The following is a 14,077-nucleotide window of genomic DNA, read 5'->3' on the forward strand; positions in this document are numbered from 1 at the left end:
ATGAATCTTCCGATCGGCGAATTGGCCAGGCGCACCGGCGTAAAGGTGCCGACGATCCGCTTTTACGAGCAGATCGGGCTGTTGCCGTCGCCGCCGCGCACCGAGGGCAACCAGCGCCGCTACGGCACGGACGAAGTCCGGCGCCTGAACTTCATCCGCCACGCCCGCGAGCTCGGCTTCGAGGTCGAGGATATTCGCGAGCTGCTCGGCATGTCGGCCATGCCGCAGGCCTCGTGCCATCAGGCCGACAGCATCGCCCGCAACCACCTGACCGAGATCGATCGCCGGATCGCCAGCCTCACGGCGCTGCGCGGCGAGCTGTCACGCATGGTGGATGAATGCCATCACGGCCGCATTTGCGATTGCCGGATCATCGAGGTGCTGGCCGATCACAGCCAGTGCACCGCGGAGCACGTGCACTAGGCGTCAGGGTGCTTGCTCTTGCCGTAGCCCAGCAGCAGGCCGGCGAGCACCGCGAATATCAGCGCGGCAAAGATCACGCCGATGCCGGGAATGAGTGCGCCGACCAGCCCCGGGCCGGGCTCAGCACCTTCAACCGGGGGTGCGGGTGGGGTGAGCATCGTGCCGAGCGGCAGCAGCACCAGCGCCAGCACGCCGAACACGCATAGGATCATCGAAAAGAACAGCAGCTTGCCGCCGACGTTGATCGAAAAAGGCTCCCGCCCTTCCATCGCTCAGTCCCCCTCGCACACGCCGCCGAGCAAGCGAGCGTTCACAGGAGCTTAGCCCTTGATGGCGACGAGTCAAATACGACTGGCGCAGGGCGCTAAAGCAGTTCTTCGAGGTGGAAGTTGCGGGCCACCGCATGGTCGCGCAGGCCAAAGGCCGGCAGCCGGCCGGGCACGAGTGCATCGGCCACCGCAGCGGCATCGGGCGCATCCGTGGCATCGACGACGACGCGGATGAAGGGCTCGACCATGCCGCGGCTCAGCTTTTCCTGCAGCTCGAACAGCAGCACCCGCACATTGCCGCGCGACTCGCAGGCAATGCACTCGGTGCCCGGCTCATGCGCATGCAGCGGCGGATCGAGGTGCACCACCGCGGTATCGCGTCCGCCGAAGCGCGCCAGCGCGGCCTTGTCGGTGACCACGGTCACCGGCACGGAGCGCTCGCGGCGGGCATAGGGGGCAGGGGAGGTCATTCGGGGAAGGCCCCCTCACCCGGATTGCTGCGCAATCCGACCTCTCCCCCGAGGGAGAGGTCAGCTCTGGGCGAGATCTCGCCGCCCCACCACCTCTCCCTTGGGGGAAAGGTCGGCCGAAGGCCGGGTGAGGGGGCCTTTTGCGACGCCGACATGCTCACGCCGCCCCCTTGTCCGAGCTCGGCGTGTAGTTGAGGATCTGGCCGAGCCAGCGCTCAACCTCGCGCACGGCCATACCCTTGCGCTTCGCATAATCCTCGACCTGGTCGCGCTCTACCTTGGCGACGCCGAAATAGTAGCTCTCGGGGTGGCTCAGATAGATGCCCGACACCGACGAGCCCGGCCACATGGCGTAGCTCTCGGTGAGCTCGACGCCGATGCGCTGCTTGGCATTGAGCAGGTGGAATAGCGTCGTCTTCTCGGTGTGGTCGGGCTGCGCCGGATAGCCGGGGGCAGGGCGGATGCCCTTGTAGGGTTCGCCCGCCAGCTCGTGCGGCTGAAAGGTCTCCGCGGCGCCATAACCCCAGAACTCCTTGCGCACCCGCTCGTGCATCAGCTCGGCAAAAGCCTCGGCAAAGCGGTCGGCCAGCGCCTTGATCAGGATCGACGAATAGTCGTCGTTCCGGCGCTCGAAGCGCTCAGCGATCAGGTTCTCCTCGAGCCCCGCCGTCACGACGAAGCCGCCGAGATAGTCGGGGATGCCCTCGGGCGCGACGAAGTCGGCCAGCGCCATGTGCGGCTTGCCGTTGGTCTTCGACAACTGCTGGCGCAGGGTGAAGAAGGTCGCAAGCTGGTCCTTGCGGTCCTCGTCGGTATAGAGGCGGATGTCATCGCCGACCTGGTTGGCGTGCCAGAAGCCGATCACCGCCTTGGGGCGGAACCAGTTCTTCTGCAGCACCTCGCGCAGCATCTTCTGGGCATCGTCCCACAGCTGCCGGGCCGCCGGACCCTGCTTCTCGTCCTCGAGAATGGCAGGGTAGCGGCCCTTCAGTTCCCAGGCCTGGAAGAACGGCGTCCAGTCGATATATTTCGCGATCTCGCCGAGGTCGTAGTTCTCGAACACCCGCGTGCCGAGGAACGCGGGCTTCGGCGGCACGTAGCCATCCCATTGCGGCTTGAACCGGTTGGCGCGCGCCGCCTCGAGGCTGGTGCGCTGCTTTTCCGCCTCGGCCTGGTAGTGCCGGGCCGCCAGCTTCTCGTACTCGGCCTTCACGTCCTCAACATAGGCCGGGCGCTGCTCGTTGCTGAGCAGCGACGACACGACGTTCACGGCGCGGCTGGCGTCGTTGACGTGCACGGTCGGCCCGCCATGGTATTGCGGGTGGATCTTTACCGCCGTGTGGACGCGCGAGGTCGTCGCGCCGCCGATCAGCAACGGCACTGTAAAACCTTCGCGCTCCATCTCGGCGGCGACATGCACCATCTCGTCGAGCGAGGGGGTGATGAGGCCCGATAGACCGATGACGTCGACCTTCTCGGCCTTGGCGGTCTCGAGGATCTTGGCCGTCGGCACCATCACGCCGAGATCGATGATCTCGTAGTTGTTGCAGCTCAACACCACGCCGACGATGTTCTTGCCGATGTCGTGGACGTCGCCCTTCACGGTCGCCATCAGGATCTTCCCGGCCGACGAGCGCCCGCCGGCGCCGCCATTGGCCTCCTTCTCCGCCTCCATGTAGGGGAGGAGCAGGGCCACGGCCTGCTTCATCACGCGGGCGGACTTGACCACCTGCGGCAGGAACATCTTGCCGCTGCCGAAGAGGTCGCCGACGACGCCCATGCCGGCCATCAGCGGGCCTTCGATGACGTCGAGCGGGCGCGGGAGTTTCTGGCGGGCTTCCTCTGTATCGGCGTCGATAAACTCGGTTATTCCATTCACTAGTGCGTGGGATATCCGGTCTTCGACCGCGGAATTCCGCCAGCTGAGGTCCTTGGCCTTCTGTTCGCCGCCAGCCTGGCCCTTGAACTGCTCGGCGATCTCCAGCAGCCGCTCCGTCGCGTCGGGGCGGAGGTTGAAGATCACGTCCTCGCAGGCCTGCTTTAGGTTCGGCTCGAGCGTGTCGTAGACGGCCAGTTGGCCGGCATTGACGATGCCCATGTCCATGCCCGCCTGGATGGCGTGGTAGAGGAAAACCGAGTGCATCGCCTCGCGCACCCGCTCGTTGCCGCGGAACGAGAAGCTGAGATTGCTCACGCCGCCGGAAATGTGAGCGTGCGGAAGTGTTTGGCGGATTGTCTTCGTGGCTTCGATGAAGGCGATGCCATAGCCCGCATGCTCCTCGATGCCGGTCGCCACCGCGAAGATATTGGGGTCGAAAACGATATCCTCGGGCGGGAAACCGACTTCCTCGGTGAGCAGCTTGTAGGCCTTCGAGCAGATCTCGACCTTGCGCTCGTAGGTGTCGGCCTGGCCCTGCTCGTCGAACGCCATCACCACCACCGCGGCGCCATAGGCGCGCACGAGGCGGGCGGTTTCGAGGAATTTCTCGACGCCTTCCTTCATGGAGATGGAGTTGACGAGCGGCTTCCCCTGCACGCACTTGAGCCCCGCCTCGATCACCTCGAATTTCGAAGAGTCGATCATCAGCGGTACGCGGGCAATATCCGGCTCGGCGGCGAGGAGGTTCAAGAACTCCGTCATCACGGCGACCGAGTCGATCAGGCCCTCGTCCATGTTGATGTCGATGACCTGGGCGCCGTTCTGCACCTGGTCGCGCGCCACTTCGAGCGCGGCGGTGTAGTCGCCGGCGGTGATGAGCTTCCGGAACCGGGCCGAGCCGGTGACGTTCGTCCGCTCGCCGACGTTCACGAACGGAATATCCTCGGTGAGCGTGAAGGGCTCGAGGCCGCTCAGGCGCAGGAAGGTCGGCACCTCGGGGATCTTGCGCGGCTTGTACTTGCTTACCGCTTGCTTGATGGCGCGGATGTGGTCCGGGGTCGAACCGCAGCAGCCACCGACGATGTTGAGGAAGCCATCGCGCGCAAAGCCCTCGAGCTGCCGGGCCATGAATTCCGGCGTTTCGTCATAGCCGCCGAACGAGTTGGGCAAACCCGCATTGGGATAGGCGCAGATGAAGGTGTCGGCGACGTCGCTCAGCTCGGCGATATGGGCGCGCATGGCGTTGGCGCCGAGCGCACAGTTGAGTCCGATGGTGAAGGGCTTTGCATGCCGCACCGAATACCAGAACGCCGTCGGCGTCTGGCCGGACAGCGTGCGGCCGGAAAGGTCGGTGATCGTGCCCGAGATCATCACCGGCAGCTCGTAGCCGCGCTCCGCGAAGATGCGCTGGGCGGCGAAGATGCCGGCCTTGGTGTTGAGTGTGTCGGTGATCGTCTCGAACAGCAAGAGGTCAGCGCCGCCGTCGATCAACCCGTTGATCTGCTCGGAATAACCGGTGACGATCTCGTCGAAGGTGATCGCGCGGTGACCCGGCGAGTTCACGTCCGTCGACATGGAGGCGGTCTTGTTGAGCGGGCCGAGGGCGCCGGCGACGAAGCGGCGCCTGCCGTCCTTCTCGAAGGCGAGCTCCGCCGCCTCGCGCGCCAGCTTCGCGCCGGCAAGGTTCAGCTCGTAGGCGAGCTCCTGCATGCCGTAATCGGCCATGACGATATCGGTCGAGGAGAAGGTGTTGGTCTCGACGATGTCGGCGCCGGCGAGGAAATACTCGAGATGGATGGCACGGATGGCATCGGGCAGGGTCAGGTTGAGCAGGTCGTTATTGCCCCGCACATCCTTGTGCCAATCCTTGAAGCGCTCGCCGCGATAGGCGGCCTCATCCAGCTTGAGCTGCTGAATCATCGTGCCCATGGCGCCATCGAGGACGAGGATGCGTTCCTGGGCGGCCGCCGTAAGCGCTTTGCGCACCTCGTCGCCGTCCGGCAAGGAATTTCTATCGATCTCAAGGTGTTGAGCCTGGGTCATCACTCGACTTTCCAGAGTTGCTCGCGCCACAATGGGCACGTCGTCACTGCGTTGGCACGGCAGGATATAAAGATTTCTTTATATGATTGCCAGTGCGAGGGCAAGGAAGGCGGTTGCGTCGCCAGAGCCGCAACTGAAAGCGTCGATCAGGATTCTTGCTCCCATGACAATTCCAATCCTTCTCGTTCCCGGCCTCAACTGCACCGCCGAGATCTACAGCGCCCAGCTGCCGGCCCTGTGGCAGGCGGGACCCGTGACCATTGCCAACCATGTGCGGGGTGACAGCATGGCCGAGATCGCGTCGGCGATCCTCGCCGCCGCGCCGCCGCGCTTCGCCCTGGTCGGCTTCTCTATGGGCGGCTACATCGCCTTCGAAATCCTGCGGCAGGCCAGGGACCGCGTCGAGCGCCTGGCGCTGCTCGATACCTCCGCGCGGCCGGATTCGTCCGAAGCGACGCAGAAGCGCCGCGATGCCATCGCGTTGACGGAGCAGGGCAAGTTCGCCCTCGCCGTGTCGACGAGCTTTCCCAATGCCGTGCATCCCGACAACCAGGGCGATGCGGAGCTGCGTGCCCTGCACACCCGCATGGCGCTGGCCGTCGGCCCGCAGACCTACGTCCGGCACCAGAACGCCATCATTGCCCGCCCGGATTCCCGGCCCGAGCTAAGCAGCATCGCCATACGCACGCTGGTGGTGGTCGGCGAGGCCGACGCGATCACCGTGCCCGAGGCGGCACACGAGATGGCCGCCGGCATCGCCAACGCCAGGCTGGTGAAAGTACCGAAAGCCGGCCACATGGCGCTGGCGGAGCAGCCCGATATCGTGACGCAGGCGCTGCTGGACTGGCTGGCGCGGTAGCGCCGCAGCTATGCATGGGTCCGCGGGTCAAGCCCGCGGATCACGACCGAGAGGTTAGTGCTCGAGCAGGGAGGGGCACGGACCATGCCACACCCACCGGCTGTCACCCCAGCAGAAGCTGGGGGCTGCGAGATGGATCCCAGCTTTCGCTGGGATGACAATCGTGGGGGTGGCGGCATCGCTGCTCATCACGCTTCCTCGATCACATTCCACCGCATTCGACTCAAATTAACCCGGCCGCAACCACGATGCGGTTGTGTTGAGGCGTTCCGCGCGCCTTCTCCCTAGAGTGCGCGCCTCTCTAGTTATCGGGTTGATCGGCTTTGGCAGTTTTCCCTCGCGACCTTCGTGCGGCCGCCCGGCTGCTGGTGCTGGCATCACTTCTGCTCCCGGCCATCGCCGCGTGCAGTGGCGGCAACGGCGTGCCGCATGTGAAGCGCGCCGCCTTCAGCTCGAAAGAGTTCGGCGTCTCGGCCAGTCCGCGCGTCACCAACGCAAAGAACCCGCGCAAGGGCGGGGGCAGGGCGCTGGTCGGCAAGCCCTACACGGTGCGCGGCGAAACCTACACGCCGCTCGCCAACCCAGTCGGTTATGTCGCGAGCGGCAGTGCCTCCTGGTACGGCAACGATTTCCACGGCCGGCTCACCGCCAACGGCGAAATCTTCTCGGCCACCGCCATTTCCTGCGCCAGCCCGGTGCTGCCGCTGCCGAGCTATGTCCGCGTGACCAACACCGACAATGGCCGCTCCGTTGTCTGTCGCGTCAACGATCGCGGTCCCTACATGCATGGCCGGGTGATGGACCTGAGCTATCGCACCGCCGAGATCCTCGGCTACGCCAACCGGGGCGTCGGCAACATCCAGGTCCAGTATATCGGCCCGGCGCCGCTCAATGGCGACGATACCCGCATGCTGCTGGCCAGCGTCGACAGGCCGACGCGCATGGAGCAGCAGACCACGATGCTGGCGATGGCCGACACTCCGGCGCTGGTGCCGCAGCCAGCCGAGCGGCCGGACCTGCTCGGCGATTTCATCGGCCTGTTCGGCTATGCCGACAGCGGCGCGGCCGATCGGGACATTTCCAGCGCCCACGCCGCCGTCAACGCCATGGCGACGCGCTCGGGTGATCTCGATGCCTGGGCCGCCTCGGTGGATGAAGACAAGCGCGCCATCAAGCTGCAGCTTGGCGTCTTCACCGATGAGACCCGGGCTTATGACGTGGCGCTCGCCTTCGCCATGCTCGGCGCCGTCGACGAGGAAGCCGTGCGCGTCCCCGGCGCCGATGCGACCCGGCTGGTGCTCACGCATCTCAAGCCCGGCGTCGCCCGCGATGACGCAATGGTGCTTGCCCGCGAACTTGGTCTCAAGGATTTGGTGCTTTATTAGAAGGGCGTGGCGGCCGGGCAGGGCCGCGGGAAGAGGTTGGGATGCGGTTCTTCCAGGGCCTTCTGGCAGCCATCATTGTCGCTACGACGCCGGTCTCGGTCGCTCGCGCGCAGGAATTCGACACCAAGGCGACCTACGCCGTGCTGATGGACTACGAGTCCGGCACCGTGTTGTTCAACAAGGCCGCCGACGAGCGGCTGGTGCCCGCCAGCATGGCGAAGCTCATGACGCTCGCCGTTGTGTTCGACGAGCTCCAGCAGAAAAAGCTGCAGCCGACCGACGAGTTCTTCATCTCGGAGTATGCCTGGCGCACCGGTGGCGCCGCCTCGGGCGGCTCGACCATGTTCGCCGAGCTCAACTCCAAGGTCCCGGTGATGGACCTGGTGCGCTCGGTCGTCATCCAGTCGGGCAACGACGCCGCCATCGCGCTGGCCGAGGGCATCGCCGGCAGCGAGCCGGCCTTCGCCACCATGATGAACAAGCTCGGCGCCGAGATCGGGCTCACCGGCTCGAGCTTCGTCAATTCCACCGGCCTGCCTGACCCGAACCAGTATTCGACGGCACGCGACCTCGCGACCATCGCGCGCTTCATCATCGCGCAATTCCCCGAATATTATCCGATCTTTGCCGAGACCGAGTTCACCTGGAACAAGATCAGACAGCTCAACCGCAACTCGCTGATCGAGCTCGGGCTGGGCGTCGACGGGCTGAAGACCGGTCACCTTGAGGAGGCCGGCTATGGCGAGGTGGTCTCCACCGCCGCCTCGGGCCGCCGTCTCATTGCGGTGCTCCACGGCCTCAAGTCGATGAACGAGCGCACCGAGGAAGGCCGCAAGCTGATCAGCTGGGGCACACGCGGCTTCGAACTGATCCCCGTCTTCGCGCAGGACGAGGTGATCGCCGAGGCCGATGTCTATGGCGGCTCTTCCGGCTCCGTGCCGCTGGTGGGCAAGGGCAATATCGACCTGTTCATCCCCAAGGGGGCGCAGAACTGCCCGCAGGCCACTGTGACCTACAAGGCGCCGATAATGCCGCCTGTGCAGAAAGGCCAGGAGCTGGCTCAGCTCAATGTCATGTGCAACGGCGCTGTGGTACAGGTCACGCCGCTCTATGCGGGCGCCGATGTCGGCGAAGGCGACATCATCCGCAAGGCGACCGACGCGCTCAAGGAACTGGCGCTCGGCTGGCTGTAGTCCGGGGCTGCTTTTGACTGGCACGGTGGTATTCACCGGCTGTCATCCCAGCGAAAGCTGGGATCCAAGCTTCCACCCGCGCTGTGGCCAGATGGATCCCAGCTTTCGCTGGGATGGCACCGTAGAAAACGCTTGGCCTGGAAGATTGCCGGAAACGCTGACCAATGAATGACCTTCCAGCCAAACCGGCGGCCAAGTTCATCACCTTCGAGGGTGGTGAAGGCGTCGGCAAATCCACGCAGGTCAAGCGTCTGCTGGTCCGCCTCAACCGCATGGATATCGAAGCGGTGCGCACGCGCGAGCCGGGCGGCACACCGAGGGCCGAGGCGGTGCGCGCCTTCATCCTGCAGGGCCGCTCCGAGAGCTGGGGCCCCGGCGCCGAGGCCGTGCTGTTCGCCGCCGCCCGCTACGACCACGTCTCGACGCTGATCGCGCCCAGCCTTCAGAGCGGCAAGTGGGTGATCTCCGACCGCTTCCACGACTCGACCCGCGCCTACCAGGGGCTCACCGGCGGGGTGGACGACAAGCTGATCCGCGGACTCGAGACGCTGGCGCTCGACGGCCATACGCCCGACCTCACCTTCATTCTCGACATGGACCCGGCTGTCGCCTTCGCCCGGGTCAACAGCCGCGAGCTCGAGAAAGCGCTGGCCGAGACCGGCGATCGGTTCGAGAAGGAAGATCTCGAGTGGCACCAGCGGCTGCGCGCCGCTTTCCTTGCCATCGCCGACACCAATTCCGACCGCTGCGTTGTGCTGCCGGCCAATCAGTCCGAAGATGCGCTGGAAGAGGAAATCTGGGATACGGTCATCCGCCGCTTCCCCGAACTGACGGAACAGAAAGCCAGCTAGTTGGACTATCCCGAACGCGAGCCCGACCAGCTCGAGGGCGTACCGCCTCCCGAGTTCCAGACTGCCGTTGCCGGCCACGATGCCGCCATCGCGACGCTGGTCGAGCGGCTGGCGGCCGGACGGCTGCCGGGCGGCATCCTGATCCACGGGCCGCGCGGCATCGGCAAGGCGACGCTGGCCTTCGATCTCGCCCGCCGCATCTTTGCCCATACCGGCGACGAGAGCCCCGAGCATATCGCGGCGCAGGTCGCCGCTGGCGCCTACCCGAACCTGTTCGTGATGCGCAAGGCGGCGCGCGAGACCGGCAAGGGCTACTACACCGCCATCCGCGTCGAAGAGGTCCGCCGCTTCATCGAGGAACTGCGCATGACGCGCGGCCGCGCCGGGCACCGCATCGCGCTCGTCGATCCGATCGACGACTGCAATGACAGTTCTGCCAATGCGCTGTTGAAGATCCTCGAGGAGCCGCCGGCGGACACGACGTTCCTCCTCGTCTCGCATCGGCCGGGCTCGCTGCTGCCGACGATCAAGTCGCGCTGCTTTCAGGTGGCACTACGGCCGGTGGCCGATGCTGACGTGCGGACGGTGCTGCAAGGCAATGGCGCGCCGGCTGGCCTGATCGATCGCGCCGTGTCGCTGGCCGGTGGCAAGCCGCGGCGGGCGTTCGAGGCCATGCTGCTCGGCGAGGGCGGCGCGCTGGCCGACCTCCAGGCCTGGCTCGCCAACCCCTCTGGTCCCGCCGCGCCGCGTCTCGCGCTTGCCGATGCGCTGGGTGGTGACCGGGCTTCGGCAGAGCTCGCCTTCGCGCGTGACATCCTCAACGACTGGATCGCGGAAGCGGCGCGCACTGCCGCGGCCTCCGGCGACCGCCGGCGGCTTGCCTCGGCCAACGAGCTATGGGACAAGGCCCAACTTTCCCTTGCCGATGCCGATGAATACAACCTCGACATGCGGCAGACCCTGGTCGCGCTCCTTGATGCGATCCGGAAACACCACCAATTGAGCGTCGCCCAGTCCGCACCATGACCGAGACTTTTTACGTCACCACTGCCATCGCGTATCCCAATGGCGAGCCGCATATCGGCCACGCCTACGAGATGATCGCGACTGATGCCATCGCCCGCTGGGCCCGGCTCGAGGGGAAGGACACCTTCTTTCTCACCGGTACGGACGAGCACGGCATCAAGATGGTGCAGACCGCGACCGCGCAGGGGATCACCGCGCGCGAGCTCGCCGACAGGAACTCGGCCCGCTTCAAGGAGCTGGCAGCGCGGCTCAACGTCTCCAACGACGATTTCATCCGCACCACCGAGCCGCGCCACTACGAGGCGAGCCAGGAGATCTGGCGCAAGATGGCGGCCAGCAATAATGGCGACATCTACCAGTCGACCTACAAGGGCTGGTACTCGGTGCGCGACGAAGCCTATTTCGACGAGGACGAGCTCACCGACGGCGAAGGCGGCAAGAAGCTCGCGCCGACCGGGGCCGAGGTGAACTGGGTCGAGGAGGACAGCTACTTCTTCCGCCTCTCGGCCTATCAGGACCGGTTGCTGAAGCTCTACGAGGAGCATCCGGAGTTCATCGCGCCGGCCGAGCGGCGTAACGAGATCATCGCCTTCGTGAAAGCCGGGCTGCGGGATGTCTCGATCAGCCGCACGACGTTCGACTGGGGCATTCCGGTGCCGGGCGCGCCGGGGCATGTGATGTATGTGTGGGTCGACGCGCTCACCAACTACATCACCGGCGTCGGCTATCCGGATGGCGGTTCGGAGCAGTTCAAGAAGTACTGGCCGGCGAACCTGCACGTCATCGGCAAGGACATCATCCGCTTCCACACCGTCTACTGGCCGGCCTTCCTGATGAGCGCCGGCATCGACGTGCCGCACCGCGTCTTCGCGCATGGTTTCCTGACCTCGGAAGGCAAGAAGATGTCGAAGTCGGTCGGCAACATCGTCGACCCACACGAACAGCTCGACCTCTACGGCACCGACCCGGTCCGCTGGTACTGCCTGCGCGAGATCAGCTTCGGCCAGGACGGCGACTGGGGCAAAGAGAAGTTCATCAACCGCAACAACTCCGACCTCGCCAACAATTTTGGCAACCTGGCGCAGCGCTCGCTGTCGATGATCCAGAAGAATTTTGCCGGCGTGCTGCCGGAAGCGGCGCCGAACGAGGCCGACAAGGCGATCGTCGCCGAAGCCATCGCTGCGGTCGGACGCATGAATGCGGCAATGCAGACCCAGCAGATCCACGAGGCGGCCGGCGAGCTGACCACGCTGCTCAATGCCGCCAACCTCTATTTCGCCGATCAGGCGCCATGGGGGCTGAAGGCCGACCTGCCGCGCATGGGCACGATCCTCGCCACGACGGCCGATGTGGTGCGCCGCGCGGCTATCGCCGCGCAGCCGTTCGTGCCGGAATCGGCGGGCAAGATGCTCGACGCGCTGGCGGTGCCCGCCGACCAGCGGCTGCTCAGCCATGCGCTTGCCGCAGAGGCCATTCCCGCCGGTACCGCCTTGCCGCCGCCCGAGCCGGTGTTCAAGAAGTTCGAGCACGCCAAGACGGCGTAAGAGACGGCCCGACCGATGCTGATCGACAGCCACTGCCATCTCGACTTCCCCGAGCTCGCCGCCGATCGGGCTGGCATGCTCGAGCGCGCCAAGGCCGCCGGCATCGACGGCATGGTCACCATCTCGACCCGGGTGAAGCGCTTCGACGAGATTATTGCCATTGCCGAGGCGCATCCGGAAGTCTGGTGCTCGGTCGGCACGCACCCGCACCATGCCGACGAAGAGCTCGACATCTTTGCCGACGACCTGATCCGGCTGAGCGAGCATCCACGCTGCGTCGCCATCGGTGAAGCTGGGCTCGACTACTTCTACGACAATGCGCCGAAGGAGGCGCAGGAGACCGGCTTCCGGCGCCACGTCGAGGCGTCACGCCGAACCGGGCTGCCGCTCGTCATCCATTCCCGTTCAGCTGACGTTCATATGGGTGGCATTCTGGCGGAGGAAATGGGGCAGGGGGCCTTCCCGTTCGTCCTCCACTGCTACACCGGCGGCGTCGATCTCGCCCGTACGGCGCTCGATCTGGGCGGCTACGTCTCGTTCTCCGGCATCATCACCTTCAAGAACGCCGAGGAAATCCGCGAGGTCGCCAAGCTCGTGCCGGCCGACCGTTATCTGGTTGAAACAGACGCGCCTTATCTGGCGCCGGTGCCGCATCGCGGCGCGACCAACGAGCCGAGCTTCGTGGCGCATACCGCCGCCAAGGTCGCCGAGGTGCGCGGCATCGAGCTGGCGCGGCTGGGCGAAGAGACGACGAGCAATTTTTATCGATTATTTTCAAAGGCCAAGGCGTAATGCCTGAAGCAACGCGTATAGTCGCTACGGTCATGGGATGCGGGTCATCCGGCGGTGTGCCGCGCATTGGCGGGCACTGGGGGGTGTGCGATCCGGCCAATCCGAAGAACCGCCGCCGCCGCTGCTCGCTGCTGATCGAAGGCTTCAGTGAAGGCTCGGACGTGCCGACCCGGATCATCGTCGATACCGGCTGCGACCTGCGCGAGCAGCTGCTGTCGGCCGAGGTCGATCGCGTCGAGGCCGTGCTCTATACGCACGAGCATGCCGACCACACGCACGGCATCGACGACCTGCGTGTGCTGGCGCTGAACAACAAGCGCCGCGTCGACGTCTACTTCACCGCCGAAGCCGCCAACCGCATCGTGCCGAGCTTTGCCTATTGCTTCACGGCGCCGCCGGGCTCCGGCTATCCGCCGATCCTCAACCAGCACCTGATCGAGGCCGGCACGCCGCTGGTAGTCGACGGGCCGGGCGGTTCGATCACCGTGCTGCCGTTCGAGCAGGAGCATGGCGACATCACCTCGCTGGGCTTTCGTGTCGGCGGCTTTGCCTATTCGTGCGACCTGAGCGGTATTCCGGATGGCTCGCGCGAGGCCGTGAGCGGGCTCGACACCTGGATACTCGACGCGCTGCGCCCGGCGCCGCATCCGAGCCATCTGAGCCTGTCAGAGGCCCTCGAGCTGGTCGAGGACCTGAAGCCGCGCCACGCCGTGCTCACCAACCTGCATATCGATCTCGACTACGTGCAGACCGACGCCATGACGCCGGACCACGTGCGGCCGGCCTATGACGGGCTGCAGATCGACATCACCAACGGCGAGATCATCAGTCCCCGCTGAGCGCACTCGCGTTACTCTACGGCCCAACGCAAGGGAGCGGGCAGCATGATTGAAGTCATCGACACCGGCATCGCGCCATCCTCGGCGCCGATCAACGACTGCGTCCGCGCCGGCGATCACGTGTGGATCGTCGTCGTGGCCGAGGATCCAAAGACCGGCGACATCGTCCAGGGCGACATCGAAGTGCAGACGCGCCAGGCGCTCAGCAACCTGCAGCAGGCCGTGCGGGCCGCCGGCGGCGAGCTGACCAACCTGGTGCAGGTCCAGGTGTTCCTGACCGACCGGACCGACGCCAAGGGCATGAACCGCGTCTACGCCGAGTTCTTCACGGTGAAGCCATATCCGATCCGCGCCACGGTGGTGGTCAAGGAGCTCATCGCCGAAGGGCTACGTATCGAAATCACGGCAACTGCCGTAATCCCGAAGGGCCGGTGATCGGCAAAAGCTGGTGGCACGAACGAAACGAACGAAATCCGTTCAAATCGTAACATGCGCTAGTTCCAT

The 14,077-nt window shown here is 65.5% G+C and carries 13 protein-coding genes; 10 read left to right on the top strand and 3 right to left on the bottom strand.

What is annotated here, in order from left to right:
- The gene (locus AC3A6I_RS09225; protein WP_487543390.1) at positions 1-423 is read left to right on the top strand and encodes a MerR family transcriptional regulator; all 423 of its coding nucleotides are present in this window, start codon (positions 1-3) and stop codon (positions 421-423) included.
- On the opposite strand, the gene AC3A6I_RS09230 is transcribed toward AC3A6I_RS09225, so the two are convergent.
- The 3 genes from AC3A6I_RS09230 to metH all read right to left on the bottom strand — a co-directional run bounded on the left by AC3A6I_RS09230 (position 420) and on the right by metH (position 5,084).
- Positions 420-692: a hypothetical protein gene (locus AC3A6I_RS09230; RefSeq protein ID WP_487543391.1), complete on the bottom strand. Its 273-nt coding sequence runs from the start codon at positions 690-692 to the stop codon at positions 420-422. The genes AC3A6I_RS09225 and AC3A6I_RS09230 overlap by 4 nt on opposite strands.
- 95 nt (positions 693-787) lie before the next feature.
- On the bottom strand, positions 788-1,162 hold the full coding sequence (locus tag AC3A6I_RS09235) for a hypothetical protein (RefSeq protein WP_487543392.1): 375 nt from the start codon (positions 1,160-1,162) through the stop codon (positions 788-790).
- Positions 1,163-1,319: 157 nt separating this feature from the next.
- Positions 1,320-5,084, bottom strand: coding sequence for a methionine synthase (metH, locus tag AC3A6I_RS09240; RefSeq protein WP_487543393.1), 3,765 nt, complete (start codon positions 5,082-5,084; stop codon positions 1,320-1,322).
- 163 nt (positions 5,085-5,247) lie between these two features.
- On the opposite strand from metH, the gene AC3A6I_RS09245 reads away from it, so the two are divergent.
- The 9 genes from AC3A6I_RS09245 to AC3A6I_RS09285 all read left to right on the top strand — a co-directional run bounded on the left by AC3A6I_RS09245 (position 5,248) and on the right by AC3A6I_RS09285 (position 14,008).
- Positions 5,248-5,943, top strand: coding sequence for an alpha/beta fold hydrolase (locus tag AC3A6I_RS09245; RefSeq protein ID WP_487543394.1), 696 nt, complete (start codon positions 5,248-5,250; stop codon positions 5,941-5,943).
- Positions 5,944-6,266: 323 nt separating this feature from the next.
- Complete coding sequence (locus tag AC3A6I_RS09250; RefSeq protein WP_487543395.1) at positions 6,267-7,328, top strand: septal ring lytic transglycosylase RlpA family protein; 1,062 nt, start codon at positions 6,267-6,269, stop codon at positions 7,326-7,328.
- 41 nt (positions 7,329-7,369) lie between these two features.
- Positions 7,370-8,521 (top strand): D-alanyl-D-alanine carboxypeptidase family protein, encoded by a 1,152-nt coding sequence (locus tag AC3A6I_RS09255; RefSeq protein WP_487543396.1) that lies wholly within the window; start codon positions 7,370-7,372, stop codon positions 8,519-8,521.
- Positions 8,522-8,685: 164 nt separating this feature from the next.
- A complete protein-coding gene (gene tmk, locus AC3A6I_RS09260) occupies positions 8,686-9,372 on the top strand; it encodes a dTMP kinase (protein ID WP_487543397.1) in 687 nt (228 codons plus the stop codon).
- The gene (locus AC3A6I_RS09265; RefSeq protein WP_487543398.1) at positions 9,373-10,398 is read left to right on the top strand and encodes an AAA family ATPase; all 1,026 of its coding nucleotides are present in this window, start codon (positions 9,373-9,375) and stop codon (positions 10,396-10,398) included.
- Positions 10,395-11,942 (top strand): methionine--tRNA ligase, encoded by a 1,548-nt coding sequence (gene metG, locus AC3A6I_RS09270; protein ID WP_487543399.1) that lies wholly within the window; start codon positions 10,395-10,397, stop codon positions 11,940-11,942. Before AC3A6I_RS09265 ends, metG begins: the two co-directional genes overlap by 4 nt.
- A 15-nt stretch (positions 11,943-11,957) precedes the next feature.
- Positions 11,958-12,734 (top strand): TatD family hydrolase, encoded by a 777-nt coding sequence (locus AC3A6I_RS09275; RefSeq protein WP_487543400.1) that lies wholly within the window; start codon positions 11,958-11,960, stop codon positions 12,732-12,734.
- Positions 12,734-13,573, top strand: coding sequence for an MBL fold metallo-hydrolase (locus tag AC3A6I_RS09280; RefSeq protein ID WP_487543401.1), 840 nt, complete (start codon positions 12,734-12,736; stop codon positions 13,571-13,573). Before AC3A6I_RS09275 ends, AC3A6I_RS09280 begins: the two co-directional genes overlap by 1 nt.
- 45 nt (positions 13,574-13,618) lie before the next feature.
- Positions 13,619-14,008: a RidA family protein gene (locus tag AC3A6I_RS09285; RefSeq protein ID WP_487543402.1), complete on the top strand. Its 390-nt coding sequence runs from the start codon at positions 13,619-13,621 to the stop codon at positions 14,006-14,008.
- Positions 14,009-14,077 lie beyond the last annotated feature (69 nt).

It is taken from the genome of Devosia sp. Soil_C_22, assembly GCF_057657195.1.

Bases quoted from the DNA above. Each gene is read 5' to 3' on its own strand.
- AC3A6I_RS09280 (WP_487543401.1), top strand. From the start codon at position 12,734: ATGCCTGAAGCAACGCGTATAGTCGCTACGGTCATGGGATGCGGGTCA.
- AC3A6I_RS09230 (WP_487543391.1), bottom strand. From the start codon at position 692: ATGGAAGGGCGGGAGCCTTTTTCGATCAACGTCGGCGGCAAGCTGCTG.
- AC3A6I_RS09255 (WP_487543396.1), top strand. From the start codon at position 7,370: ATGCGGTTCTTCCAGGGCCTTCTGGCAGCCATCATTGTCGCTACGACG.
- tmk (WP_487543397.1), top strand. From the start codon at position 8,686: ATGAATGACCTTCCAGCCAAACCGGCGGCCAAGTTCATCACCTTCGAG.
- metH (WP_487543393.1), bottom strand. From the start codon at position 5,084: ATGACCCAGGCTCAACACCTTGAGATCGATAGAAATTCCTTGCCGGAC.
- AC3A6I_RS09275 (WP_487543400.1), top strand. From the start codon at position 11,958: ATGCTGATCGACAGCCACTGCCATCTCGACTTCCCCGAGCTCGCCGCC.
- AC3A6I_RS09285 (WP_487543402.1), top strand. From the start codon at position 13,619: ATGATTGAAGTCATCGACACCGGCATCGCGCCATCCTCGGCGCCGATC.
- metG (WP_487543399.1), top strand. From the start codon at position 10,395: ATGACCGAGACTTTTTACGTCACCACTGCCATCGCGTATCCCAATGGC.
- AC3A6I_RS09245 (WP_487543394.1), top strand. From the start codon at position 5,248: ATGACAATTCCAATCCTTCTCGTTCCCGGCCTCAACTGCACCGCCGAG.
- AC3A6I_RS09225 (WP_487543390.1), top strand. From the start codon at position 1: ATGAATCTTCCGATCGGCGAATTGGCCAGGCGCACCGGCGTAAAGGTG.
- AC3A6I_RS09235 (WP_487543392.1), bottom strand. From the start codon at position 1,162: ATGACCTCCCCTGCCCCCTATGCCCGCCGCGAGCGCTCCGTGCCGGTG.